Here is a 25622-nt window from a genome sequence, read left to right as displayed (position 1 = left end):
TCCGGGGCGCCGCCATTCAAGCCGGCTCACCTGCGGGCCAGCGGAACCGCGTCGCGGCCGTCATTGTGGCTGCAGCACCTGTGCAAAAGCTCATGGTTGTCCGAAAGACGTGGTGCCCCGGTTCGATATTAGCTCGACCGGGTTACAGTTTTCGCCGATACCCTATATAAGGACCGTGATTTTGTTGTTCCTGGCCTCGCTTCGCCCTGGCGAAACGCGTCGTCCAACCGCAGAGCGCTTAAGATATGGTTGAATCGGAAGCGCAGGGTCGACTGCCGGGCATTCATCCGGTTTCCGTCGTCGACATCGGCTCCAATTCGGTGCGGCTGGTGATCTACGAAGGGCTGAGCCGCGCGCCTTCGGTTCTGTTCAACGAAAAAGTCATGTGCGGGCTGGGCAAGGGCATGGTTGCCACCGGCCGAATGGATGAGGCTGGCATAGTCCGCGCTTTGGCCGCAGTGAAACGGTTCCGGGCCTTGTCCGAGCAGGCCCGTGTCTCGGATATGTACATCGTCGCCACCGCCGCTGCCCGGGAAGCGGAAAACGGTCCATCCTTCATCGGTGCTGCTGAAGCCATACTGGGCCGCCGCATCCGGGTTTTGACCGGCGAGGAAGAGGCCAGGTTCTCGGCGCTGGGGATCATCGCCGGCTATTTTGATCCCGATGGCGTGTCGGGAGACCTGGGCGGCGGCTCGCTTGAACTGGCGGATATAAAGGGCGAGCGGCATTCGGGGGGGCAGACCTTGCCGCTTGGTGGTTTGCGTCTGGCGGAACTGTCTGGCGGCTCCATCGCCAAAACACGCCAAATCGTCCGGCGGTCCCTGCGCCAGTCCCCGGTGCTTGCCGGTGGAGCCGGTCGCACCTTCTATGCCGTCGGCGGCACCTGGCGAAACCTTGCCAGGCTGCACATGGATATCACCGGCTATCCGCTGCACATGATGCAGGCCTATGAGATCGATGCCGAACCTGCGATCGACTTTCTCGGCGAAATCGCTGCGATGAAGCAATCGCAGATCAATGCGATCAAGGTGATTTCCAGAAACCGCCGCGGCTTGCTGCCCTATGGGGCAGTGGCACTTCAGGAAGTGCTGGTTGCCATGAAGGCTGAGCGGGTCAGTTTCTCTGCGCTTGGTGTTCGCGAGGGATATCTGTACTCGCTGCTCGGGGCTGCGGAGGCGGCAAGCGATCCACTGCTGTCCGCTGCCGCAGAGTTGGCGATCCTGCGTGCCCGCTCACCCGAGCACGCGCGCGAACTGGCTGCCTGGACAGGGCGCATGTTCCCCGTTTTCGGTGTGAATGAAAGCGCCGAGGACGCCCGCTACCGGCAGGCGGCCTGTCTGCTGGCCGATATCTCCTGGCGCGCCCATCCCGATTATCGCGGCTCGCAGGCGCTCAACATCATCGCCAACGGCACGTTTACCGGTATCAGTCATGGTGGCCGCGCCTATATTGCGCTGGCCAATTACTTCCGCTTTGAAGGCCTCAATGACGATGGCACCTCATCGGATCTTGCTGCGATAGCCGGGACCAAATACCTCGACTATGCCAAACTGCTCGGTGGAATGTTGCGGGTGGTCTATCTGTTTTCGGCTTCGATGCCGGGCATGGTGCCGCAACTCGAATTTGCGCCTGCCGTCGCAGCGGACGGCGATGTCGATATCGTCCTCAAGGTGCCGCGGTCGTGTGAGGCGTTTGTCGGCGAACGGCTTGAGGGCCGTCTGCAGCAGCTTGCAAAGCTGACCGGCAAACGCCTGGCCTTCAGGGTTGGCTGACACCGGTATTGGATGTTTGCGCTTTCACGGGTGACCGGCCCGCAATGACGGGCCGGCCTGCCAGGCAAGGCCCGGCTAGCGCTAACGGCTCAGCATTTGCCGAATGACTTGGTAACAATGACCTTGCCCGCGATGCTGACGGTAACCTTCACACCGGTTGGAATGTGCCAGGTGGTGCAAATGCTCAGACAAGCTTCCGCGGCAGTGCCGTTGGGAAAGATCGAGGGTATCGGAAGGCAGATCTTGCCAATTCCAAGCGGCAGGTTGAGGCAGATCTTTCCATTGTCGACCGTTACAGAGATGCACTGCGCCGCAATGTTCATGTGGCCGTCATCAGCCAGATCGGTTCTCGCGCCTTCTTTTGTCATGCCTTTCTCGGCATAAAAGTCGCTTGCGGCCTGGATCGCGGCTGCGACAGCCTTGTCGTCGAATTCGTGGTACGTGGCCATGGTTCTTCTCCCTGTTTGCTGTGAGTGAAGGTCCGGCCTCCGCTGAACTCCCGACGGGAACCGGACATTTGCCTAACGAGTGCAATTCATGACAGCAGAACGGAAAAAATGCAACTTAAAAGAGTTTAAAGTACTATCTATTGCTTAGGTTGTACTGTGTCCTTCAGGACTTCCCGGTGTCTCCCCGAGGCCGTCGCGCTGTCCGTCTTGGTTCAAATCCGCACCGGGTCCAGGCGTTGCCGGGATCGCCAAGCTGCATTGATCGTGCTGATTGGGTGTGGCTCTGCAACTGGTGGGCAGGGAGCGGTGATGGGGTTGCTTTGCCGGGTGCTGGCGCAGACCTCGCCTGTCACGGCGTATTGCCACACGTCACGACGTCCCACGATGTCCGGTTACGGCGTCGCAAGCAAAGGGGCTCGGCCGAATGACCGCCCCATGCACCGATTCAAGCTGTTGCAGCGCCGCGAGCCGGGCAGGGGAGCGTTAAATATATATTAACCATAAATCTTAATAAATGCTCACCAAGGAGATCAAGCCATGGTGACTCGCTGGGCCGTACTTTTCGTCATTCTGATAACGTCGGGATGTGCCAGCACTTCTGGTGGCGGGCTGACATCATTCGGCTATTCAGGCAAGCAGGAAATCCTGGTCGCCTATCCCTACCAGCGAGGCTGGTGCTTCATTCGCTATGAAGAGGGACTCCCTTTTGATGAGATCTGTGAAAGCGGCCAGGATCTCAGATACAGCACCAACGTCGGGCAATCGCGCCGAAACCGGCCGGACGAGATTTCGAGCCATGTACTCGGTCTGTTTGAGTACATGGCCAGGAACAGAAACCTCAATTGAAGATCACTGGATACCCATTGATCATGTAATTTCCGGTTTCCAGCTCATACTCCCTGAAAATCTTGTCGTTTTTCAAGATGACAATGGTGTGGCCGTTGACCGAGTAGGAAAATCTCTGCCGGTCACATTCAGCGCTCAGTCCGAACATGCTCGAGTCATTGACCAAATCCAGGGATGTGCAGTGATGCAGAACCTCTGTGTGGGCGATGTCATCAGAGGCGCTGTGAATATTCACAACCAGTTCCGTATTCCTGAACAGTCCGCCCGGCTGAGAGGTTGAACTGGAAATTGACGCGACTTTGAACACATCTTCCGGTGAGAGCACGGCATTGTCCTGCAACGTTGGCGCGTTGGTGCTCACTTGCATGCCGTCGGCCTGGATTGTGGCAGAGGACGCAAAAAACAGGCTCAACTCGGTGAAGTCGGTCGCCGACACCGGCGCGCTTGTGACAAGCAGGCCGAAAATACCACTGGCAATTGCATTGAGGCGTACCATCGTTTTCCCCTTTTCAACTGGTGAAGGCGGTCGCGGAGCGACCGCCTAAAGTTTTATCAGCAAGATGTCGGAACCAACGTCGTGTGTTCGTCCTCAAGCACGCGACGGGTCTGAATGTAGACATCTGGGTGATATTTGTCGCGAACAATACCGCCGTTTTTGCCGAAGTTTCCAGTCCAGCTTCGCGAGGAATCGCGAACCTTAATACCGCGGGTATTGTACTCGACCAATGCCGGTACCTTCTTCACACGGTAACATTTGTCGCGATTTATGTTTTCCCGAGTGGTGTAGGTCTTCGCACTCGCGGAATCCACAGATGAAAGGATCGGCACTGTCACTGCCAAAGAAAAGGCCATTACAGAAAGCAATGACGCTGAGGTAAGTTTGACTATCATTGTTTGCTCCTTGTACTCCCCCCAAACATGGGGCTAGTGTTGTTAACACATTGTTAACCATTACTCAAGGAAAACGGCGCGACATTATAACTTAAAGTATTGAAAATTTGAACTAAATTGTACCTACTCGCATTTTCAAGCGAGGGGCTGGTGCTATGTGTTGCGACCATTGTAACGTCGCTGAAGCCGGAAACACATCCGATGAGGTTGCCGGCTTTGGCGCAATAGATGTCCTCTGTCCAAGGTTCTGTGATCTGAAGTTCGGCAGTCTGGCATTGCTGGATGGCAGCATTGTGCACATATCCCGGCCTGTGGTTTGGTCGTCCGCTGTCAGCGGTATCAGGAGAAGCCTGACGCTGGCGCACTGATCTGAGATCGAACGCGCGGTGAGGATCAGGTTTGCCGGCCCTGGCGCGTCGACAGGAACTTGGGATCCGCCCCCAAACCCATCGGTTTTGCGGTCAAACGGTATGGTTGCGCGATCCTGCTGCATCCGCGCAGTCTGACGCCGACTTTACCATGCTGTTTTCTTGTGTCTGCCGACCGGTCGAGCTGACCGTGCCAAACAGCATTGTTTCGCAGTCCTTCACGTCTCCCGCCACCAGATCCGAGTGCATTGCACGACCTGGTCCCGATGCTTGACTGCCCTGTGCGAAAGTCCCGGACCCGCTGACCCAAGCTCAGTTGGATTTTTATGCCCGATGGTGTTTTTTGCGGCGAGCAATTAGTCTGTCTCAACCTTGATCCATCTTGGTCAAGTCTCAGCCCCATCAAAGGGATTCATGTTTTGACAGCACAAAGCCGGTTGAAGAGCTTCCGTAAACTTCTCACCCATGCGCGCAGCATACTTGATCTCGATATCGGCTTCCGGCTGTGGGACGGCTCGACAGTGCCCGAGGATCTCGATCCCGGCGGCTTTGCGATCCGGCTTGTCGGCGAACGGCTTGAGGGCCGTCTGCAGCAGCTTGCAAAGCTGACCGGCAAACGCCTCGGCTTCAGGATCGGCTGAGCTGTCAGCTATTCGTAGCGGGCGGCAAGGTCATCGATGTCGCCGAGCGCGAGCAGATGAAATTCGCGGACCACACGCAACACCGGCTTCAATGCAAAACAGGCCGAGCCGATAACGAAAAGCCAGATCGCCGGGTCCTGCTGGGACTGATAGAAAAACAGGATCGAGCCGACCAGAAAGAACAGCGCCGCCGCCGCGTCAACGATGGTGTAGGTGAGTTCGTAAAGTGCGTAGAGCTTGCGTTGTTGCGGCGTCCGGGTCGCGCTGTCTTGCTGGAATAGGGCCATGAGATCCTGGTGTCCTGGGGTCGTTGACAGAGTTGCGGCGATGGTCAGTGACTGCAAGGGTCTGACCGGTCACGGCGTTTCTATGCGACAAACATTAGGATTAAACAAAGAAAAAGGCCGGGCGAAATTCGCACCGACCTTCCTGACTTGCCTCTACACACACTGCCAGTACATCCGTGGTCAGGGTGGAGACAAATTTCTTTGTTGATCCCAATATAAGGTATCCGTTCCCCAATGCAAGGGCCAGCGCTCAAAGTTTGTTTGGGGCTGCAGACGAAATGATATTTCCGTAAGACATCATCCCGGGATAGGGCCTGGAGGGGTAACCGCATCCCGGGATGGCAAGACCCTAAGGGCTTTGCACTTGATCCTAAGTGTCGAGAATGACCTCGAAACCGCCGTAGATCATGCGCTTGCCGTCAAACGGCATGGTTTCCGGATCGTAGTTCATCCGCGAATCCTTCATCACCTTTTCCATGCCTGCCGTCTGGGTTGCCTTGTCGGGCCACCAGACCCAGGAGAAGACCACGGTTTCGTTGTCTTTGGCCTGGACCGCCAGCGGCATCGAGGTCAGTTTACCCTCAGGGACGTCATCGCCCCATGCCTCGACCACCTGGGTGGCGCCGTGATCCTTGAATATCGCAGCTGCGATATTGGCCATGTCGAGATAATCCTGCTTTTTGTCATTCGGCACCGCCGCCATGAACCCGCTCACATATGCCATGCTACTCTCCTCTCTGGTTTAACCTCTGGCTGCCGCTACCAGTGCGGTGATATCGAATTTGCCCATGGTCAGCATTGCTTTCATCAGGCGGTCGGCTGTGGCCTGGTCATTGGACGCCATCAGCCGCTCCATGATGGTCGGGGTGATCTGCCAGGAAACGCCAAACTTGTCTTTGAGCCAACCGCACTTGCTCGCCTGGCCGCCATCGGCGGTGAGCTGGTCCCAGTAGCGGTCGATCTCGGCCTGGGTCTCGCACGACACCATCAGTGATACGCCTTCGGTGAATCTGAAACCGTGCGACCCCGGTGCGTCCATGATGATGAACTCCTGGCCGAACAGTGTAAGGTGGCCAAACAGCACCGTAGCGGCGTCTTCCCCCTCAGCCGCGTCGCGATACCGCACCGGTCCGGTTGCGGATCCTGGAAAGATGCCGGTGTAATGCGCAATTGCCTCCGCGGCGCGGCCGTACTTGACCTCGGAGAACATCAGCGCCGGTGTAATTGTCTGACCTCCATCTTGCTCCTGGCGCAGCATGATCTGCCAGGACACGCCGTAGCGGTCATTGAGCCAGCCATAGCGCGTGCTCCACCCATAGCTGTCGAGCGGCATCAGCACAGCGCCACCGTCGCTGAGTCCGGCCCACAAGGCATTGACTTCTTCCTCGGTGTCGAACTGGACAAACAACGAGATCGCCGGAGTCGGTTTGAAAGCCGGTCCGCCATTGAGACCGGAAAAGCGCTGGCCGGCGAGTTCGAACCCCGCCACCATCACCTTGCCTGCCGGCTGGCCGTGCACCTCGCGGCCTTCCTCGCCGTAGTGGCTCAGGTGAGTGATGCGGCTGTTTGCAAACAGGCCGGTGTAAAACCTTGCCGCCTCCTCGGCCTGGCTGTCAAACCAGAGGAAGGGGGTGATGATCTGCCTGGAATGTCCATTGGGTTTTCCCATGATAGTCCTCCCGTTCAGCCTGGCTACTTGGCCGGCATCTGCTTGATGTTTGTAAACAGCGCCCAGATCGCCATGGCGTGGCCCCGGCCGAGATCAAAGTCCTGTTTCAGTCATGCGACCACGTCACCGGCCTTCACCCCCTTTGCGACTTTGCGGTCTTCGAGCAGTCCGCGGGTTTCCGCGAGCTGGCGGAGCTGGTCCGGGGTCTTTCCCGTTTTTGCCTTGATGGTATCAGGATAGGCCTGAAAACTCATGCTTGTGCTCCTCGAGGTTGGTGCTCCGCGTCACGCAGGACCAGCGGCGGCGTGACGGGGTGATGGTGTCGAAGTTCGGCGCCGCATCGGCCTTGGCCTGATTCTCCGTCCAACCCTTCTGTCAGGCCTGCGCTGAGGTAAGCCGGCGCGCGGCACTCGGCGCGGATGGCTGCGCATCATATTCGTCGTGGCGCCGCCACCATTGATAAGGTGCATCCTGAGCCACGCCTTCCGGCGCATCCTGCCAGGTTTCCTGGCGGCCATAGGGAGTGATGTCGAGCAGCGCCATCGGTGTGCCCAGCATCTCCACGCCACGGTAGCTGGTGTAGTAGGTCCGCATGATGCCGTGGTCCGTGCGCAGGAAGACATTGAGGCCGAAACCGTCATCGATCCCGAAATCATCGCCGAAGCCGTCAATGCTCTGGTAGAACGGCATGGTCCAGCCCATGCGTCGCTTGTAGCGTTCGATTTCCGGCGACGGGGCCCGTGCAACGAAGGCGAGTGTCACGTCGCGGGCGTTGAGATGGGCCAAATGCGGAATGTGATCGCCGAACATGCTGCAGCCGGCGCACGGCGCAGGGTCGGCCGGCTTGAGCATGTGATGATAGACGATCAGCTGGCTGCGGCCCTCGAACAGGCCTTCAAGATCGGTGCCTCCGGCCGGGCCGGTGAAACGGTAGTCCTTTTTGACCCTGAGCCATGGCAGCCTCCGGCGATCGGCGGCAATGCGGTCCAATGCCTCGGTGGCGGCCTTTTCCTGTGCCAGTTGGCGCGCATGGGCCTCCATCCATTCGGCCTCGTCGACAATCCTGTTCATGTCATCCTCCCTTGAAATGACCGGTGCTCAACCGGCCCGTTGCTTTTCGATTGCTGGTTCGTTGAAAGCCCATTCCAGTCCGAAGGGGTCACGGACCCGTCCGAAACGGTCGCCCCAGAATTCAAGCTTGAGCGGCGAGACCACCTCGCAGCCGGCCCCGACCGCGCGGTCCCACCAGAGATCTCCATCGGCGATCACCAGTTGCAGCAGAAAATTGCTGCCCGATGAGGGGGCGCTTCCGTGATCGGGAAACGGGTCCATCAGCATCACCATTCCGTCATTGATCTCGATACTGGCGTTGAGCACCCGGCCGTCCTCACTGCGGGCCACCTCGCCATGCAGCACGGCGCCGAAGGCACGGGTGTAGAACTCGATGGCCTTTTCGGCACCCTCGACGGTGACATAGGGGATCACGCCTCGCATCAGGCGTTTGTAATCGGAAGAACTGCTCATGCGGCTTTCTCCACTGGCTGGTTGAACAACAGTGTCACGTAGCGTTTGAGGTGGTCGACGCTGTCGATGGCGACGGAAACGGAGTCTTCTGCCTTGGCGAGAATGAAGGCGCCCTGCAGCACCACCTGGGTGTGCAGCGCCAGGCTCTCTGCGGTCCAGCCGGCGTCATCCATGCCGCGCGCGTCCATGGCTGCCTGAATGTCGGGCGCAAGCGTGTGCGCATGTCCTTCAATTGAGGCGTGGCATGCATCTCGGATCGCAGGCGCGGTCAGATAGGTCTCCTGCACCATGGTTCCGACCAGACAGGTGTAATCGGGAAGCTCGCCCGACAGCAGCAGGCGGCGGAAATCGATATAGGCAAGCACCCGGTCGAGCGGATCTGCATGGTCGTGATAGGGGGCCGAGGCAAACAGCGCGCCGGTGAATTCCGACCAGTAGTCTGCGGCGGCAATGCCCAGCGCTTCCTTGCTCTTGAAGTGATGGAAAAATGCCCCCTTGGTTACACCGGCGGCGGCGCAGAGCTCATCAACCGTGGTGCCCGAATAGCCTTTTGTCCGGATGACCGACAAGGCGGAAGTGAGCAGTTTTTCTTTCGCCTGGGGTGATCGTGCTTGCATGACAATTCCTTTTGGTGAATCACATACCAACTGGTTGGTATGTTGTCAAATCGAATGAAGTCTGGTCCGGGTTCCGGGCCCAAGTCCCACCGGGTCAGCCCTTTGGCGCCATTTCCGATCCTCAGGGCACTGTGGACAGCGTTGCAAACTTGGCAACGAAGCTCACAGCAGGCGTGGAATCGCGATATTGTCATTCAGTGAAATGCTGTCGGCGATGGTGTTTTCTACCGCAAGCGAATAGTCTTGCCTCTAACGAGATCTGTCGTGATCAGCCTATGCACCATCAAAGGAATTGATGTTTTGACAGCACAAAGCCGGTTGAAGAGCTTCCGCAAACTCGTGACCCATGCGCGGAGCATCCTTGAACTGGATATTGGCTTCCGGCTCTGGGACGGCTCGACAGTGCCCGAGGATCTGGACCCCAAGGCGTTTACGATCCGTTTGGCCGACGAAGGGCTGGTTGCCGCGCTGTTGCGCTCTCCAAATCCCGAAACCCTGCTGAATTTATGGGTATCAAAACGGATCGATTTCGAAAACGGCGACATGTTCGATCTGGTGGCGCGGCGGCCCAAGGTGCGCACGCGCGAAATTAGAAAACAGCTCAGCAAATTTCAGGTGTTCAACACGCTGCGCAAATTTCTATTCGTGGACAAGGGCGGCCCGTGGCCGTTGAGCGACCAGCCCGAGGAGAGACCTTCCGACGGCAATGCCGAGGAAAACCGGAAGAACATCGCCTATCACTATGATGTTTCCAACGCATTCTATGAGCTGTTTCTTGACGATCAGATGGTCTACACCTGCGGCTATTGCACCGATTGGGACAATGATATCCACCAGTTGCAACGCGACAAGCTGGAGATGATCTGCCGGAAACTGCGGCTGAAACCTGGCCAAACCATGCTCGATATCGGCTTCGGATGGGGCTCTCTGGCGCTCTATGCGGCGGCCAATTATGGCGTCCATGTCACCGGCGTCACGCTGTCCGTGCGCCAGCTGGAATTTGCCAGAGCCAGGGCCGATCAGCTTGGATTGTCGGATCGCGTCAATTTCATCCTGCTCGATTATGCCAAGGTGGAAGGCCGGTTCGACAAGATTTCCTCGATCGGCATGCATGAAGCCATCGGCATCGACAATTACCCGACCTATTACGCAACCATTGCCCGGGTGCTAAAGCCCGAGGGTATCTATCTGCATCACGCCATCACCAGACCTGCCAAAAAGGATGCCAAGACCTTCCGCAAGAAGAACAGGGAATTCGCGCTGCTGACCAAATACATCTTTCCCGGCGGCGAGCTCGATCACATCGGCAACACCGTGATGAACTTGGAACAGCACGGCTTCGAGGTTCACGATGTGGAAAACTGGCGCGAACATTATCAGCGCACCTGCAAGCTCTGGCACGACCGGCTGCTCGCCAATTACGACGCTGCCGTGGCCGAGGTCGGCGAGGTCAAGACACGGCTCTGGCTGGTCTATCTCGGCGGCTGTTCGATCGCCTTCGAGCGCAACACGGTGCGGCTTTACCAGACGGTGACAACTCGGGTGAGGCGGGGGCCGGCGGGCCTGCCGCCGACCCGGGCCGACCTGTACAGCTGACGAAGACAAGCCCCCTAAAGTTCGAGCGCTTCGACCTTCTTGTCAGCAAACCTGAGCGCCACCTCGCCACGAATGAGCTTGAGCGCCTGATCGCCGAACAGTTCCTTGCGCCAGCCCTTCAGCGCCGCGACATCAGCGGCATCGCCATCGATGGCGATGGACTCAAGATCATCCGAGGTCGCAATGATCTTGGCCGCGACATTTTCCTTCTCGACCGTCAGCTTGAGCAGCACCCGCAACAGCTCCACGGCTGCCTGTGCGCCTTCGGGCGTCTGCCGTTGACGTGGCAGACGCGGCAGGTCGTCCTTCGGCGTTTGCAGCGCCGTGTTCACGAGCTCGATAAGCTTGGCGCCCTGAGCCGAGCGCTCGAAGCCGCGCGGAATTGTGCGAAGTCGGGACAGCGCTTCACTGTCCTTGGGCTGCTGCTGTGCGATTTCATAGATCGCATCGTCCTTGATCACCCGGCCGCGCGGAACATTGCGGCTCTTCGCCTCGCGTTCGCGCCACGCCGCCACGTGTTGAAGCACACAGAGCTCGATCGGCTTCTTTACCCGCATTTTCAACCGCTTCCAGGCGTCTTCGGGCTTGATTTCATAGGTGGCGCGCGATTCCAGCACTGCCATCTCGTCGTTCACCCAGTGACGGCGGTTTTCCGTCTCGAGGCGGGTGACAAGTTCGAGATAGACGTCGCGCAGATGGGTGACATCGGCGAGCGCATAATCAAGTTGCTTGTCGCTCAACGGTCGGCGGCTCCAGTCGGTAAACCGCGACGACTTGTCGATGGATGCGCCGGTGATCCGGGAAACCAGCTGGTCATAGGAAATTGATTCGCCGAATCCGCAGACCATTGCCGCGACCTGCGTGTCGAAAATCGGGTGCGGCACCAGATCGCCGAGCTTGACGACGATTTCGATATCCTGACGCGCGGCATGAAACACCTTGGTCACCGAGGCGTCTGCCATCAGGTCAAAAAATGGTTTAAGATCAATGCCATCGGCCTGAGGATCGACAATACCTTCGTCCTCCGGTCCGGCCATCTGGATAAGGCAGAGCTCGGGCCAATACGTCGTCTCACGCAGGAACTCGGTGTCAACGGTGACATAGTCGTGGCTGGCAAGGCGGGCACAAAAGGCGGCAAGCGCCTCGGTTGTTGTAATCATGTCCATGTTTGGCCTTTAGCGGGATTTTTTCGGTTTGTCTTGTCCCACGGAGTTGAATGTGAGGCTGATTGGCAGTTGACGGACTGCAAACCATCGGCGGTGATCAGAGGCTTGAGCAGGGCAGGCAGCGGTTTCAGAACCTGCCGCAGGCGTCAAACTGGAAGCCAGGTGCCAGATCGCATTTGCCTGGCGGTCGCGCCGAAATCCCGGCAAAGTACATCAGACCGGTCTCCGTACAGCGACAAAGCGCCCTTCCACCTTGACAAACCGGGTGGGTCATGCGCTTTTCCGCGCGATTTTTACCGTGCGCCGAGGTGGCGATACGAGGCTGTGTCGCACCCCGTCAATCCGCCGGTTTTACCCACTGGTTCCAGCCATCGAGGACTTGTCATGCATCCCTACCGTTCCCATACCTGCGCCGCGCTCCGCAAGAGCGACACTGGCGCCACGGTCCGCCTGTCGGGCTGGGTGCACCGCGTGCGCGACCATGGCGGCCTGCTGTTCATCGATTTGCGCGATCATTACGGTCTGACGCAGATTGTTGCCGACCCCGATTCGCCAGCCTTCAAGGCGGCGGAAACCGTGCGTGGCGAATGGGTGATCCGTGTCGATGGCGTGGTCAAGGAGCGCACCTCCGATACCATCAACGCCAATCTCGGCACCGGCGAGATTGAAGTCTTTGCCCAGGAAATCGAAATCCTGTCGGCGGCCAAGGAATTGCCCTTGCCGGTGTTTGGCGAGCCCGACTATCCCGAGGATGTGCGCCTCAAATACCGCTTTCTCGATTTGCGCCGCGAAACGCTGCACCGCAACATTGTCACGCGCACCAAGGTCATCGCCGACATGCGCACCCGCATGACCGAGATTGGCTTTGCCGAATACGCCACGCCGATCCTGACCGCGTCCTCGCCCGAAGGCGCACGTGACTTTCTGGTGCCAAGCCGGATCCATCCCGGCCAGTTCTACGCCTTGCCGCAGGCGCCGCAGCTCTACAAGCAACTGCTGATGGTTGCCGGTTTCGACCGCTATTTCCAGATCGCGCCCTGTTTCCGCGATGAAGACCCGCGCGCCGACCGTCTTCCCGGCGAGTTCTACCAACTCGATGTGGAAATGAGTTTCGTCACCCAGGAAGATGTCTGGGACACGATGGAGCCGGTGATGCGCGGCGTGTTTGAGGCGTTTGCCGAAGGCAAGCCTGTGACGCAGGAATTCCGCCGCATTCCCCATGCCGAGGCGATGCGCAAATATGGTTCCGACAAGCCGGATCTGCGTAACCCGATCGAGATGCAGTCGGTCACCGAGCACTTTGCCGGTTCCGGCTTCAAGGTGTTTGCCGGCATGATCGCCAACAACCCCAAGGTCGAGGTCTGGGCGATTCCGGCCAAGACCGGTGGCTCCCGCGCGTTTTGTGACCGGATGAACTCCTGGGCGCAAGGCCAGGGCCAGCCGGGGCTGGGCTATATCTTCTGGCGCAAGGAAGGCGACAATCTCGAGGGCGCCGGCCCGATCGCCAAGAACATCGGACCCGAACGCACCGAGGCGATCCGCATCCAGCTTGGACTTGAGGATGGCGATGCCTGTTTCTTTGCAGCAGGGGACCCGGACAAGTTCGCCCGCTTTGCCGGCGACGCCCGCACCCGCGCCGGGGAAGAGCTCAAGCTGGTTGACCATGACCGGTTCGAATTGTGCTGGATCGTCGACTTTCCGTTCTATGAATGGGACGAGGAGACCAAGAAGATCGAGTTCGCCCACAACCCGTTCTCCATGCCCCAGGGCGGCATGGACGCGCTCGAGAACCAGGACCCGCTGACGCTCAAGGCCTATCAGTATGATCTGGTCTGCAACGGTTTCGAGATCGCCTCCGGCTCGATCCGGAACCAGTCGCCCGAGCTGATGGTCAAGGCGTTCGAGAAGGTGGGTCTCAGCCAGGCCGATGTCGAAGAGCGCTTCGGCGGCCTCTACCGCGCCTTCCAGTACGGCGCGCCGCCGCATGGCGGCATGGCAGCCGGCGTCGACCGGGTGATCATGCTGATTGTCGGCGCCAAGAATCTGCGCGAAGTGGCGCTGTTCCCGATGAACCAGCAGGCCCAGGATCTGCTGATGGGCGCCCCGAGCCCGGCCTCGCCGGCGCAGCTGCGCGATCTTTCGATCCGACCGATCCCGCCCAAGCCTGACCAATGAATGGCGTGTTCAAATGGAGTCATTTGAACGATAGAGCCCAGGCATTGATTGAAACTGAGACACCGCCGCGCATCCAACTGGAGGCGCGGCGGAGTCGGCGTTCCTGGAATCAATCCAACAAAAAGCCCGGGCAAGCTTATGTTTCCCGGGCTTTTTTATCTGTAGGCGACGCGTCGACGGATGCTTGCAGCGCTGGTCAGTCCTTGTCATCCGGCGCGTCTGTTGCGAGATCGAGCAGGTCGTCCCCGGGCTCGGGCGCTTTGCCCTTGGTCTTGCGCGGCGCCTTTGCGGTCTTGGGTGCCGGCGTCGCCACCGGCTTTTGTTCCGGTATTGCCTTGAAGCGGATCATGGTGTGTCCAGTGCATGTAAGGAGGGGAACCGAGCGTGTTGCCGCAGGCATCAAGCTCTGGTTTGATTTGGCCACCCTGCGCTTGCTGCTGCCAACAAACAAGACCAGCGGGCCTCTATCCCGGCCCTTGTGCCGTCATGCCGCGGCACGGGATGGGCAACAGCCCGGTTCCATGCACCCGGCTGTTGCGATCGGCCTCGGTCATTCCTTGCAGCAGAACTCGACCGGATCATTGGCGGTCACCTGCACATTGAGCAGGTCGACCAGGGATTTGGGGTTGCCCATGCCGGCACCCATGATCATCGGCACCGCAACCGGACTGGCCGGCCTTGCTGAAATGGTCAGGTTCTGGGGATTGTCGAGATAGACGCTTGCAGCCTCTGAAATCTGCTGCTGCAGCGCCGGAATGCCCAGTTGCCCCAGCATCAATGGCAACATGAATTTCACCGACTGGCGCATCTGCTCGCCCGAAATACCCTGTTGCTTGCCTGCGTAGGAAAGGGCCTTTTCGGTAACCGAGGCATCGTCAAAGCGGATCGAGGCCGAATTGAAGCTGAGTTGCTGCAGCATGCCCATCATCGCAAATCCCATGGCTTGCTGGGTTGCCTGTGAATCCGGACTTGAGGCAGCTCCGGTCTGGGCCTCTTGCATGGCTTGGATGAAGTCGAGCGTGTAACCGGAGATGTGCAGCGACATGGCGATACGGCCAACCTCATCGAGGGTGAGCGAGTATTCGCGCAGATTGATGGTCCCCGGTTCGACTTCCCACGCGGCGTCGAGCTTGAGGTCGCCGGTCAAGGAGGTATAGCCAAGGTCTGCGAGCGCCTGTTTTGCCTTCGCATCGTCAATCTGGCCGAGATCAATCCCGATGCCGGAGCCGGTCATCTCGATGGCGACCCTTGAATCGTCGTCCGCGCGATCGACGTCGAGATCCAGGCTGGCCATCGAAAACACGTCAGCGCCATCCTGTTCGACGTTGATTTTGCCTGTCGAGAAACTCTCGTAGAACAGGATGTTGTCGAGCGTGTCAAAAACCGCTTCAGCCGGAATGACGAGGCCGGAGATTTCCAGATCCGAAATCGAAACCTTGGCAGGGCCACTGCGGAATTCGATGTCGTCAAACCCGGTCTGGTCGACGAAGTAGCTGCCGTCCTCTATTTCCTCGACGCCATTGAATGTGACGTCACCCAGCTCGACGGCTGGCTGGCCGGGAGCTTCGAACCGCATCGACTTCAACACAATGGCGCCGCCGGCCGGCTCTATCGATGCGAAGCTCATCTGGGCGCCGCCCTGGCTGGCCACGGCTGCGAATTTTGTGGCGAAATCATCGGGGTCAAGCGCCAGGGCCGGCAATGCAAAGCTCGACAACGCAGCCACGAGCACGACCGAGGAGAGCAAACGTCTTGTATTGAGTTGAAATGTCATTGAAAATTCCTTCTGCTGGCTTGACCAGTATCCTAATCACGAAGCTGCTCATATAGGTGTGGGGGCCAGACGTATCGTTCAATCGTCCACAGCTTTATGGTGTATCTATGGCCGCAATCAGGGTGCCGTGCAACTTTCCCGATCCACAGGTGCAGCCCCGCCAGAAGCGGCCTTACGCTCTCGTTTGCACTGATCAAAACCGCGCCGGCAGCGCGGTTGCATCCGATCTCATCCCCAGGGGCGCTGAGATCGGCGGGGCATCCCGTCAGATTGCTCACCGGCAATTTCGCGCAGACCCGGAATCGTGCGGTGTGCTGCCGCCCGATCGCACTGTGACCAGGGCGAATCTGGTCCAGGCAAGTCGATACCGGGGTGAAGAACGCTGGCTATGCGGCAGTTGCGGCCGGCCTCTTGCTCCGAATCAGTGCTTCCGTTAACCCCTCGTCATGGGAAAAAGCCTGCTTCCGCCCGGTGGGGGCGACCACATTCAAGCCGTTGACCTGAAAAAAGCGCTCGAGGAGCGCTATCTGGCCTATGCGCTCTCGACCATCATGCACCGGGCATTGCCCGATGTTCGCGATGGTATGAAGCCGGTGCATCGCCGCATCGTCTACGCGATGAGCGAAATGGGGCTGAAATCAGCCGGGTCATTCAAGAAGTCCGCCAAGATTGTCGGTGAGGTGATGGGTAACTTCCACCCCCACGGCGACCAGTCGATCTATGACGCCCTGGTGCGGTTGGCGCAGGATTTTTCTGTGCGCTATCCCCTGGCCAACGGACAGGGCAATTTCGGCAATATCGACGGCGATAGCGCCGCGGCAATGCGCTACACCGAATCCAAGATGACCGCGGTTGCCGAACTTCTGATCGAGGGCATCAACGAGGATGCGGTCGATTTCCGCGACACCTATGACGAGGAAAACAGCGAACCGGTGGTGCTGCCGGGCGCGTTTCCAAACCTGCTTGCCAATGGCGCCACCGGCATCGCTGTGGGCATGGCCACCTCGATCCCGCCGCACAACGCTGCCGAACTGTGCGATGCGGCGCTGGCATTGATCCGCAAGCCCGACGCCACGGTCGAAGATCTGCTGCACTATGTCGAAGGTCCGGATTTTCCCACGGGCGGGGTGGTCATCGACAGCCGCGCGTCCATTCTCGAGGCGTACCAGACCGGGCGGGGCGGCTTCCGGGTTCGTGCCAAATGGGAGACCGAGGAGACCGGCCGCGGCGGCTATCAGATCGTCATCACCGAGATGCCCTATCAGGTGCAGAAATCGCGATTGATCGAGAAAATCGCCGAACTGCTGATTGCCCGCCGCTTGCCGTTGCTTGATGATGTCCGCGACGAATCCGCAGAAGACGTCCGCCTGGTGCTGGTGCCCAAGAGCCGCACCGTGGATCCGACCCTGCTGATGGAATCGCTGTTCCGTCTCACCGATCTCGAAAACCGCATTCCGCTCAACCTCAATGTGCTGTCCATGGGCAAGGTGCCCAAGGTGATGAACCTGGTCGAGGTTCTGTCGGAATGGCTGGGGCACCGCCGCGAGGTGCTGCAACGCCGCTCACGGCACCGGCTGGCGGCGATTGAACGGCGTCTGGAGCTGCTGGCGGGCTATCTGATCGCCTATCTCAATCTCGACGAAGTGATCCGCATCATTCGCGAGGAGGATGAGCCAAAACTCGAATTGATGAAGGCCTTCGAGCTGAACGAGATCCAGGCCGAAGCAATTCTGAATATGCGGCTGCGCTCGTTGCGCAAGCTTGAGGAACTCGAAATCCGCAAGGAGTTCGATGGCCTGACCGATGAGAAGGCTGAAATCGAGGCATTGCTCGCCTCCGATTCCAAACAATGGCAAACCGTCGCCTGGGAAGTCGGCAAGGTGCGCAAGACCTTCTCCAAGGAAACCGAGCTCGGCGCCCGCCGTACCAGATTTGCCGAAGCCCCGGTCGCCGATCTCGCCGCTATCGAGCAGGCCATGATCGAGAAAGAGCCGATCACGGTGGTGATCTCGGAAAAGGGCTGGGTTCGCGGCATGAAGGGCCACATGGCCGATTTTGCCAGCCTGCAGTTCAAGGATGGCGATTCACTGAAGCTCGCCTTCCACGCCAACACCACCGACAAGATCGTCATTGTCACCACCGGCGGCAAGGCCTACACGCTTGGCGCCGATCGGTTGCCGGGCGGACGCGGGCATGGCGAGCCGTTGCGCATCATTGTCGACATGGACAATGATCAGGCGGTGCTTTCCGCGTTTGTTCATGATCCGGCGCGCAAGCTGCTGGTTGCCTCCACGCGCGGCAATGGTTTCATCGTGTCCGAGAGCGACATGGTCGCCAACACCCGCAAGGGCAAGCAGATCATGAATGTCAGCCTGCCTGACGAGATGAAGCTCTGCGTACCTGTGAGCGGTGACCATGTTGCTGTCATCGGCGAGAACCGCAAGATGCTGGTTTTCCCGCTCGAGCAGCTGCCGGAAATGAGCCGCGGCAAGGGCGTGCGTCTGCAGCGCTACAAGGATGGCGGCATAGCCGATGCCCGCTGCTTTGCGATGGAGGAGGGGCTCACCTGGGAAGACAGCGCCGGGCGTATGCACAACCGCAGGAAGGAAGAACTGGTCGAGTGGATCGCCGACCGCGCCCAGGCCGGCCGCCTGGTGCCAAAGGGCTTCCCGCGTTCGGGCAGGTTCAGCTGATATCAGTCAGGCAGACGAGTGTCCGATCTCGATCCGTCCGAATCCGGGCAGTTTCAGTGCCGGATCGGCGATGTCGATCCCGAACACCAGCCCGCCAAGGCGAAATTCGATCCCGTAGAGCGCGCCTATTGCAATCCCCGCATAACCGCCGAGCGAGAGTTCGAGATTGTGCCAGTCCGGCGACAGCGTGACGAAATCGCCGAACGAGCGGTAGTCGCGGCCGACCGCCTCCGGCGGCAGCGCCACGCCCAGATCGGGCACGCTTCGCAGCACATGGGCGACAAAGCTGTTGGAGTTCGGACCCGGCCAGATCCTGTAGTCACCGCGCTGCGCATAGGGATAGGCGAGAACAGCGGCCTGAACTTGCGGGATCAGCCGCGCCGCATCCTCTCCTGAAAGCGCGAGCAGGATCTCGGGCGCATTGGAGTACCAGCGTCCGTCAGCCGGATAGGCATTGGTCCGGATCGGGGCGCCCCAGCCGACCTTGTCGTAGCGGGTGTAATGACTGTCGCCTCGCTGTCGGGTGACGATCCAGCTATGCACGGCAAGCCCGCCTTTCAGGCCGCCGGTTCGCGCGCTCATCACATAGAGTGCGGCAGGTCCGCCAGCGGTGGCCGCAGGCAGGATACCGGCTGATGACCAGTCAGCGGCGCGCCACGAACCGGGCTGCGAACTGGCGGCGCGCACACCCAGCGAAGCCAGAGCCGGCGCGATGAAGCACAGGAGCAGCAAGAGCATGAATGTCTTCAATCGGGCCAAGTGCGGATCCAGGGCGTTGCGACTGTCGGATTGGACCATGGCCATTCGACGATATTAGGGCAGGGGGTTACATCGGATGGCGTGGGGCGAAGCTCCGCGCGGCCCGCCGGTGGGCGGACAATTGCCACAGCGAATGGGCGATCAGCGCGGTGACGATGATGGCGCCGCCGATCAGGCCAAGCCGCGTCGGGGCTTCGGCGAAGATCATCCACATCCAGACCGGCGCCAGGATGGTTTCAAGCAGATAGAACATGGCGACCTCCGGTCCTGAAATGTATTTCGGTCCCGTCGCAAGGCACCAGAACGCGACGGGAATGATCACGAGACCGTTGAGTGCCAGCCAGCCCGGTTGCGGCAACACGATCCCGGATGGTCCGCCGACCATGATCAGCCCGACCAGGCACGGGACCAGGGCTGCAAACAGCGGGGCAAAGCCCATGCCGGTGCGCGCTTTCCGGCTGATGGTGATGATCAGCGACAGCATCACCGATGTAAACAGGGCCAGCAGGTTGCCGATCATGTTGCCTGCCTGCAGCCCGTCCGACACGATGAGGCCGACGCCGAAGATCATTGCGGCCATCGCCACGAAGGTTTGGGGTTTCGGCCGCTCCCCAATCAGCAGCCAGCCAATCAGCGCTGCAAACATCGGGTTGAAGGCCAGGATGAACACCAGATTGGCCGTCGTCGTGTGAAACACGGCCATCATGAAGCTGACCGCGGCGATGCCGTACAGGCCGGTCACCAGCAACCCGGTTCGACCCGGAATGACCGGATCCCGATTTGAGGTGAAAAGCCGCAGGCCGGCCCACATGATCAGGGCGGCAAAGAAGGTCAAGCCGCCGCGAGAGGCGACCACAGACCAGGCTTCGCCCTGTGACAGCTTGATCAGAGGAATGTCGATGGTCAGTGCCAGCCCGCCGATGGCAGTGATGAGAAGACCCTTGCGGTGGTCGGCCGCTTGCTGAAAATGGTCGGACATGAAGAGCAACTTTACTGATGAAACCGGGAATCGGCCGATGGGATGTTGAGGATGAGGTGATGCCGCGCCGGAGCCGTCAGGGAAAGGCCCGCCAGAGGCCTAGGGCGCGTAACGCTGCCAGCCCTGCGCCATCAGGTGTTGCTGCGGCTGAAATCGGGTCTTGTATTCCATCTTGCGGGAGCCTTTGACCCAATAGCCAAGATAGACATGCGGCAGGCCGGATGCCCGGGCCCGGGCGATATGGTCAAGAATCATGTAGGTTCCCAGCGATCGGGCTGACTCGTCTGGTTCGTAAAACGAGTACACCATGGAGAGCCCGTCACCCATCCGGTCGGTCAGCGCAACAGCCAGCAGCTCACCCGCCGGACGCTCGCGCAGCCCGTCGCCCTCGGTCTGCAGGCGGTACTCGATGATCCGGGTCTCGACATGCGAATCCTCCACCATCATCGCGTAATCGCCGATGCTCATATCGGCCATGCCGCCACGCTGATGACGGCTGTCGAGGTAACGGCGGAACAGTTTGTACTGCTCGCTCGAGGGTTCGGCATGGTATTCGTTGGCCACCAGGTCGGCATTGATGGCCCGGTTGCGCCGCATCGATTTTGTTGGTTCGAACTCCCCAGCGAGGATGCGTACCGAGACGCAGGCACGGCAGCTCTCGCAAGCCGGTCGATAGGCAATGTTCTGTGATCGACGGAACCCGCCCTGGGTCAGCAAATCGTTCAGGTCCGCAGCTTTCTCCCCCACCAGATGGGTGAACACCTTCCGCTCGCTGTGCCCTTCAAGATAGGGACATGCCGAAGGCGCGGTCAGAAAAAACTGCGGCGAATTGATAGGTTTGTTCATCATGCCGGGGCTTCGAAGCTGATCATAGTCCGTAATACCATGGCGCAAGTAACGAAAAGGTCAACCAGATGATGATCACAAGCGGAGTGCCTGCGCGCAAAAAATCGCTGAACCGGTAGTGGCCGGGCCCCATCACCAGCAGATTGGTCTGGTACCCGATCGGGGTGGCGAACGAGGCGTTCGAGGCAAAGATCACGGCGGCGACAAAGGGTTCCGGAGACACGTCCATGCCGTTGGCGATGCCCAGGGCAATGGGCGTGAACAGCACCGCCGTGGCGTTGTTGGACAGCACATTGGTCAGCAGCGCCATCACCAGAAACAGACCTGAGAGAATGACGCCTGCCGGGGCGCCTTGCAGCAGGCTCAAGGAGCTGGAGGCAATCAGCGCTGCGCCGCCGGTGGCTTCCAGGGCTGTGGCCAGAGCCACCGATGAGCCGACCAGCAGGAAGATCTGGCGGTCGAAGGCGCGCCCGGCCTGCAAAATGGTCAGGCACCCGGTCAGCAGCATCAGGACCGCGCCGGAGATCGCTGCCACCACAATCGGCACGATGGAGAATGCCGACAACACGATGATTGCGCTAAAGATCGCCACCGCAATACGAGCCTTGCGCGATTGCGGCACCGCTTCGGCCGAGTGCTCGAGCAGCAACAGATCATGATTGCCCCTCAGCAGCTTGATCGCTTCCATCGGCCCGCCGATCAGCAGGGTGTCGCCGGGTTCGAGCCGGATATCGGACATGGCGGAGCGCGCCATCCGGCTCTTGCGCTGAACGCCGAGCACGGAAATGCCGAATTGCGGCCGCAAGCCCGAAAGCTGGATGGTTCGGCCGGCATAGCGCGACCCCGGGGCGATTACCGCTTCGGCCAGATGATAGTCCGGCCCGGGCGGATGGTCGTGCTGGGACGTCGCAACCGCACCGTCTTCGGCTTCCAGCCCGGCGCGGCCGCGCGCCAGGGTCTTGGAAAACGCGCGCCGGGTGCCGCTCACCACCAGCGTGTCGCCAACCGACAGTGTCATATCCTCAAACGGCGGCAGCACCGGCACGTCGCGCCGTTGCAGAAGCCGCAGCGTCAATTCGCCGAGACCGGGGAACATGCCCGCTCTGGCGGTGATGCCGACAAAGGGATGATCCCGCGTCAGCGTGACTTCGCCGATGAATTGCGCGCCGGATTTGGCGCCCACCACCAGCCCGGCCTGACGCTCGGGCAGCAGCCGGGGCAGGACACCCAGCACGTAGACACCGCCCACCAGCGCCAGCAGAATGCCCATGCCGGTAATGTCGAAAAACCCGATCTCAATGCCATAATCGCGCACCACGCCGGCAACCAGGAGATTGGTCGAGGACCCGATCAGCGTCGTCATGCCGCCCAAAATGGTGATGAAGGACAGCGGCATGAACACGCGGCTCGCCGAGATCGAGCGTTGCGCCGAGATGACCACCAGGATCGGGATGAAGATCACCACCACCGGCGTGTTGTTCAGAAACGCCGAACACACCCCGGCGCCAACCAGGATGAACAGCAGCGGCCGGAATGTGGCGGCGCCGCCCATCTGGGCCAGCTTGCGCGCCGGGGCCTCAATCGCGTCGGTGGCAAAAAGCCCCTGTCCGACAATCAGCAGGGCGATGACCGTGGCCAGCGCTGGATTGGAAAACCCGGACAACAGCTGTTCGGGTTGCAGCGCCACACCGTCCGGGTCGGAAAAGGGGAAGAAGCCGAACAGGCTGAGAATGGCAGCGAGCGACACCAGCGAGACTGTCTCCATCGGCCAGCGCTCGGAGGCGTAGGTGATGATGGTTGCCACGATGATGACAAAAGTGGCGATGAGATGAAACTCTTGCATGGATACAGGGTGGCCCCGGTGTTGCGTGTTAAACGCCACTCTACCGTGTCGCGCAGGCCTGCGCCTAGAACGAAAATTTCAGATGCGGTCGATTGGGCGCAATCGCCGGTGCGATTGCTCAGCGAACCGCGCAACGGGCAATCCGCCTGACGGTTCGCCGCCAGCCAGCGACCGGTTGCCAAGGATCAGGGTCCCAAAGCCGCTTCCGTCTGCACCTGTTGCAACACAGACACCCTGCATCGGGCCGCCGATCACTTCCGCGATTGCGAGGGGAGAGGGGCGGGCTGCAACGCCAGGGCTTGTGGTGGAGCTACCCCCGCACCACGACGGTGCCGAGCATCCAGTCGTGCACGGTCCGCTTGCGGTCGAGCACCAGGGTGGCGAGCAGGATGAACGGGGTCAATACGGCGTTGAGCGCCCAGAACAGCACGCCATGGACGATGGCGAGCATGAAGTCGACCGGGCGGCCATCGAGCCGGACGACGCGGATGCCCATCATCCGCATGCCGGGCGTGGCCTGGGTCGGCCCGCCCATTGTGAGGCCGACATAGGGAATGGCGACCAGCAGGAACAGCACCGGATAGAGAAGGAACCCCAGACCCAGCGTGAAGATGCCGATGAAGAACACCAGCACCGCCATCGGCACGCACAGCGCCAGCACGATGGCGTAATCGATGAAAAACGCCAGCACGCGCTTGGTGCGCACACCGTCATACAGCGCGATGTCGTCATAGGCGCCAAGGGTTGGCTGATCTGCGCGATCTGGGAACGGTTGGCTCACGAGGCACTCCTGCTGTGGGGCGGACAGAGCGTCCGCAACCCGGCAGATGTAGGAACTCGAGACCGGCAATTAAAGGGTAGGCTGCCAGCTTTGCTCTGCCAACGCTGATGCATTCAGCCGAGGCCTTTGCCGATCAGCCGTGCGGCTTCGGGCGCGAAATAGGTCAGGATGCCATCGCAGCCGGCCCGTTTGAACGCCAGCAGCTTCTCCATCATGATCCGCTCGCCGTCGATGTAGCCCGCCGCAGCCCCTGCCTTGATCATCGAATATTCACCCGACACCTGATAGGCGAAGGTTGGCAGGCCGTAGCTGTCCTTGAGCGCCCGGCAGATGTCGAGATAGGGCAGGCCGGGCTTGACGATCAGCATGTCCGCGCCTTCGTCGACGTCGAGACCTGCATCGCGGACGGCTTCGATGGCGTTGGATGGATCGAGGTAATAGGTCCGCTTGTCGCCCTTCAACAGCCCCGAGGTGCCGATCGCCTCGCGGTAGGGGCCGTAGCAGGCTGACGCGAATTTGGTCGCGTAGGACATGATCGCAACGTTCTGGTGGCCACTGGCATCCAGAGCCCGGCGGATTGCGCCGATGCGTCCGTCCATCATGTCCGAGGGCGAGATGATGTCAGCGCCCGCGTCGGCCTGATGCACGGCAGCGGCGGCGATCTGGCGCACGGTCTCGTCATTGACGATCTCGCCATCGCGCAGGATGCCGTCATGGCCGTGATCTGTGAATGGATCGAGCGCCACATCGGTGATGATGCCGAGATTGGGCACGGCCTTCTTGATGGCTCTTGTGGCCTGATTGATCAGATTGTCCGGATCGAGCACGTGCGAACCGGTCGCGTCGCGTCTGTCCATCTCTTCATTGGGAAAGGTGGCGAGCGCCGGAATGCCGAGATCGGCCGCCATCTTGGCCGCTTCCACCGCCTTGTCCACGCTCATCCGGCTGACGCCGGGCATGGCGTCAATCGGTTCGGTGATGTTCGTGCCAGGAATGATGAAGATCGGCCAGATCAGGTCGTCGACACTCAGCCGGGTTTCGCGCACAAGCCGCCGCGACCAGTCGGCGACGCGGGTACGCCGCATGCGTCGGCGGCCGGTGATCTCATCGACATCGATGGCTGCCGCCGCCGTCAACCCTGCTTCCGTATGCTTGGAGTGTTTGCTCATCAGTAATATCCTTGGGCTTCAGTGGCGCAGCCGGCGTAAACCCAGCCCCTCGCGCAGTCTCTGGTCTGATGCTTTAGACCGTAGCCGGGGCAGGGTGGTCAAGCCGGACATATCATCTCACCTTGGGCGCGGGGTTGCCCCAATTGCCGGATTGGGTATGACTGCGGCCTGGCAGGCGTGCGGATAGGTTTCCGCAGGCGGGAATAAGGAGACGTCATCCATGGCGATACTGCAGATTGGCACCGCGCCGGATACGGACACCGGCGCGCTTGAAGCCAGTTTCCGGCTGTTTGGGCGGCTGGTGGCGCTGAGCTGTCTCTTCGCCGGCCTGCAGTACTGGGGTCGCCTGATCGGCTATTCCGATGGCGGCATGTACCGTTTCGACCTGATACCATCTTACTGGCAACTGGCGTCCGCTTCGCTGGCGGTGCTGCTGCCGGTGGCCGCGGTCGGACTGTGGATGCAGGTCTCCTGGGGCCCGGTCATCTGGGTGGTGGCGGCAGGGTCCGAAATCATCATGCATGAAGGATTCCCGATCTGGTTTGGCGAGCGCCCGATGTTGGTGATCGCCCACGCGCTGGTGATCTCGGTCTATCTCGGATTCCGGGTGGCCTTGCTGATCAAGCGGCGTCAGGCCGTCAGGCTGGTAAGACCTGATTCACTTTGATTGCCGGTAGGCCTCAGGTAACCCGCTGTTAAGCTTGCAGTTTAAGTAGAATTTTAGGCGTATTCGATAGGGTCTGTCTCAAGGCGGGAACAAAAGCCGCCACCACAACA

Annotated in this window: 26 protein-coding genes; 7 read left to right on the top strand and 19 right to left on the bottom strand. The window is 60.1% G+C overall.

The features are described from left to right. Positions 1-245: 245 nt before the first annotated feature. The gene (locus PZ897_RS03240; protein ID WP_275749927.1) at positions 246-1772 is read left to right on the top strand and encodes a Ppx/GppA phosphatase family protein; all 1527 of its coding nucleotides are present in this window, start codon (positions 246-248) and stop codon (positions 1770-1772) included. A gap of 89 nt (positions 1773-1861) precedes the next feature. Here PZ897_RS03240 and PZ897_RS03235 read toward each other — a convergent pair whose 3' ends face one another. Continuing rightward, positions 1862-2221 (bottom strand): hypothetical protein, encoded by a 360-nt coding sequence (locus PZ897_RS03235; protein WP_275749925.1) that lies wholly within the window; start codon positions 2219-2221, stop codon positions 1862-1864. Positions 2222-2758: 537 nt separating this feature from the next. Between PZ897_RS03235 and PZ897_RS03230 the strand changes: the two genes are divergently transcribed. Continuing rightward, the gene (locus tag PZ897_RS03230) at positions 2759-3067 is read left to right on the top strand and encodes a hypothetical protein (protein WP_275749924.1); all 309 of its coding nucleotides are present in this window, start codon (positions 2759-2761) and stop codon (positions 3065-3067) included. Here PZ897_RS03230 and PZ897_RS03225 read toward each other — a convergent pair. Then, positions 3060-3563 (bottom strand): hypothetical protein, encoded by a 504-nt coding sequence (locus tag PZ897_RS03225; RefSeq protein WP_275749922.1) that lies wholly within the window; start codon positions 3561-3563, stop codon positions 3060-3062. The two genes, PZ897_RS03230 and PZ897_RS03225, sit on opposite strands and share 8 nt — an antisense overlap. Before the next feature lie 56 nt (positions 3564-3619). Beyond that, complete coding sequence (locus PZ897_RS03220; protein WP_275749920.1) at positions 3620-3958, bottom strand: hypothetical protein; 339 nt, start codon at positions 3956-3958, stop codon at positions 3620-3622. Between the two features lie 787 nt (positions 3959-4745). Here PZ897_RS03220 and PZ897_RS03215 point away from each other — a divergent pair. Further along, complete coding sequence (locus PZ897_RS03215; RefSeq protein WP_275749918.1) at positions 4746-4967, top strand: hypothetical protein; 222 nt, start codon at positions 4746-4748, stop codon at positions 4965-4967. An 8-nt stretch (positions 4968-4975) separates the two neighbouring features. On the opposite strand, the gene PZ897_RS03210 is transcribed toward PZ897_RS03215, so the two are convergent. The 7 genes from PZ897_RS03210 to PZ897_RS03180 all read right to left on the bottom strand — a co-directional run bounded on the left by PZ897_RS03210 (position 4976) and on the right by PZ897_RS03180 (position 9064). Next, the gene (locus PZ897_RS03210) at positions 4976-5254 is read right to left on the bottom strand and encodes a YrhK family protein (RefSeq protein ID WP_275749916.1); all 279 of its coding nucleotides are present in this window, start codon (positions 5252-5254) and stop codon (positions 4976-4978) included. A 370-nt stretch (positions 5255-5624) separates the two neighbouring features. Next, entirely contained in the window at positions 5625-5978 is a 354-nt protein-coding gene (locus PZ897_RS03205; protein ID WP_275749915.1) for a DUF1428 domain-containing protein, read from the bottom strand. 18 nt (positions 5979-5996) lie between these two features. Further along, the gene (locus PZ897_RS03200) at positions 5997-6923 is read right to left on the bottom strand and encodes a VOC family protein (RefSeq protein WP_275749914.1); all 927 of its coding nucleotides are present in this window, start codon (positions 6921-6923) and stop codon (positions 5997-5999) included. Between the two features lie 110 nt (positions 6924-7033). After that, a complete protein-coding gene (locus PZ897_RS03195) occupies positions 7034-7177 on the bottom strand; it encodes a DUF4287 domain-containing protein (protein ID WP_275749912.1) in 144 nt (47 codons plus the stop codon). 121 nt (positions 7178-7298) lie between these two features. Beyond that, positions 7299-7994, bottom strand: a complete 696-nt coding sequence (locus tag PZ897_RS03190) for a DUF899 domain-containing protein (protein WP_275749910.1) — start codon at positions 7992-7994, stop codon at positions 7299-7301. Positions 7995-8021: 27 nt separating this feature from the next. Further along, the gene (locus PZ897_RS03185) at positions 8022-8447 is read right to left on the bottom strand and encodes a VOC family protein (protein ID WP_275749909.1); all 426 of its coding nucleotides are present in this window, start codon (positions 8445-8447) and stop codon (positions 8022-8024) included. Next, complete coding sequence (locus tag PZ897_RS03180) at positions 8444-9064, bottom strand: TetR/AcrR family transcriptional regulator (RefSeq protein WP_275749907.1); 621 nt, start codon at positions 9062-9064, stop codon at positions 8444-8446. The genes PZ897_RS03185 and PZ897_RS03180 overlap by 4 nt, the downstream gene beginning before the upstream one ends. 300 nt (positions 9065-9364) lie before the next feature. On the opposite strand from PZ897_RS03180, the gene PZ897_RS03175 reads away from it, so the two are divergent. Then, positions 9365-10660 (top strand): cyclopropane-fatty-acyl-phospholipid synthase family protein, encoded by a 1296-nt coding sequence (locus PZ897_RS03175; protein WP_275749905.1) that lies wholly within the window; start codon positions 9365-9367, stop codon positions 10658-10660. A 14-nt stretch (positions 10661-10674) separates the two neighbouring features. On the opposite strand, the gene rnd is transcribed toward PZ897_RS03175, so the two are convergent. Then, complete coding sequence (rnd, locus tag PZ897_RS03170) at positions 10675-11820, bottom strand: ribonuclease D (protein WP_275749904.1); 1146 nt, start codon at positions 11818-11820, stop codon at positions 10675-10677. Positions 11821-12210: 390 nt separating this feature from the next. On the opposite strand from rnd, the gene aspS reads away from it, so the two are divergent. Continuing rightward, positions 12211-14001 (top strand): aspartate--tRNA ligase, encoded by a 1791-nt coding sequence (gene aspS / locus PZ897_RS03165; protein ID WP_275749903.1) that lies wholly within the window; start codon positions 12211-12213, stop codon positions 13999-14001. 196 nt (positions 14002-14197) lie between these two features. On the opposite strand, the gene PZ897_RS03160 is transcribed toward aspS, so the two are convergent. Together PZ897_RS03160 and PZ897_RS03155 are read right to left on the bottom strand one after the other, a co-directional pair. After that, positions 14198-14350, bottom strand: a complete 153-nt coding sequence (locus PZ897_RS03160) for a hypothetical protein (RefSeq protein WP_275749901.1) — start codon at positions 14348-14350, stop codon at positions 14198-14200. Between the two features lie 201 nt (positions 14351-14551). Then, complete coding sequence (locus PZ897_RS03155) at positions 14552-15775, bottom strand: hypothetical protein (protein WP_275749899.1); 1224 nt, start codon at positions 15773-15775, stop codon at positions 14552-14554. Positions 15776-16221: 446 nt separating this feature from the next. On the opposite strand from PZ897_RS03155, the gene parC reads away from it, so the two are divergent. Beyond that, positions 16222-18468, top strand: coding sequence for a DNA topoisomerase IV subunit A (gene parC / locus PZ897_RS03150; protein ID WP_275749897.1), 2247 nt, complete (start codon positions 16222-16224; stop codon positions 18466-18468). Positions 18469-18474: 6 nt separating this feature from the next. Here parC and PZ897_RS03145 read toward each other — a convergent pair whose 3' ends face one another. The 6 genes from PZ897_RS03145 to hemB form a co-directional block, all read right to left on the bottom strand. After that, a complete protein-coding gene (locus PZ897_RS03145) occupies positions 18475-19206 on the bottom strand; it encodes a DUF3750 domain-containing protein (protein ID WP_275749895.1) in 732 nt (243 codons plus the stop codon). An 88-nt stretch (positions 19207-19294) separates the two neighbouring features. Then, the gene (locus PZ897_RS03140; protein ID WP_275749894.1) at positions 19295-20206 is read right to left on the bottom strand and encodes a DMT family transporter; all 912 of its coding nucleotides are present in this window, start codon (positions 20204-20206) and stop codon (positions 19295-19297) included. 99 nt (positions 20207-20305) lie between these two features. Beyond that, positions 20306-21055 carry an arginyltransferase gene (locus PZ897_RS03135; RefSeq protein ID WP_275749893.1) on the bottom strand — a complete coding sequence of 250 codons (750 nt, stop codon included), beginning with the start codon at positions 21053-21055 and terminating at the stop codon, positions 20306-20308. A gap of 19 nt (positions 21056-21074) precedes the next feature. Next, on the bottom strand, positions 21075-22895 hold the full coding sequence (locus tag PZ897_RS03130) for an SLC13 family permease (protein WP_275749892.1): 1821 nt from the start codon (positions 22893-22895) through the stop codon (positions 21075-21077). Between the two features lie 310 nt (positions 22896-23205). Further along, complete coding sequence (locus PZ897_RS03125) at positions 23206-23676, bottom strand: RDD family protein (RefSeq protein ID WP_275749891.1); 471 nt, start codon at positions 23674-23676, stop codon at positions 23206-23208. 113 nt (positions 23677-23789) lie between these two features. Beyond that, complete coding sequence (gene hemB, locus PZ897_RS03120) at positions 23790-24845, bottom strand: porphobilinogen synthase (RefSeq protein WP_275749890.1); 1056 nt, start codon at positions 24843-24845, stop codon at positions 23790-23792. Between the two features lie 220 nt (positions 24846-25065). Here hemB and PZ897_RS03115 point away from each other — a divergent pair, with 220 nt between their 5' ends. Continuing rightward, positions 25066-25512 carry a DUF6163 family protein gene (locus PZ897_RS03115; RefSeq protein ID WP_275749889.1) on the top strand — a complete coding sequence of 149 codons (447 nt, stop codon included), beginning with the start codon at positions 25066-25068 and terminating at the stop codon, positions 25510-25512. The last annotated feature ends 110 nt before the right edge of the window (positions 25513-25622 follow it).

It is taken from the genome of Hoeflea sp. YIM 152468 (genome assembly GCF_029210485.1).
Taxonomy (GTDB): domain Bacteria; phylum Pseudomonadota; class Alphaproteobacteria; order Rhizobiales; family Rhizobiaceae; genus Hoeflea.
This window is presented reverse-complemented; position numbering and strand designations above follow the sequence as displayed.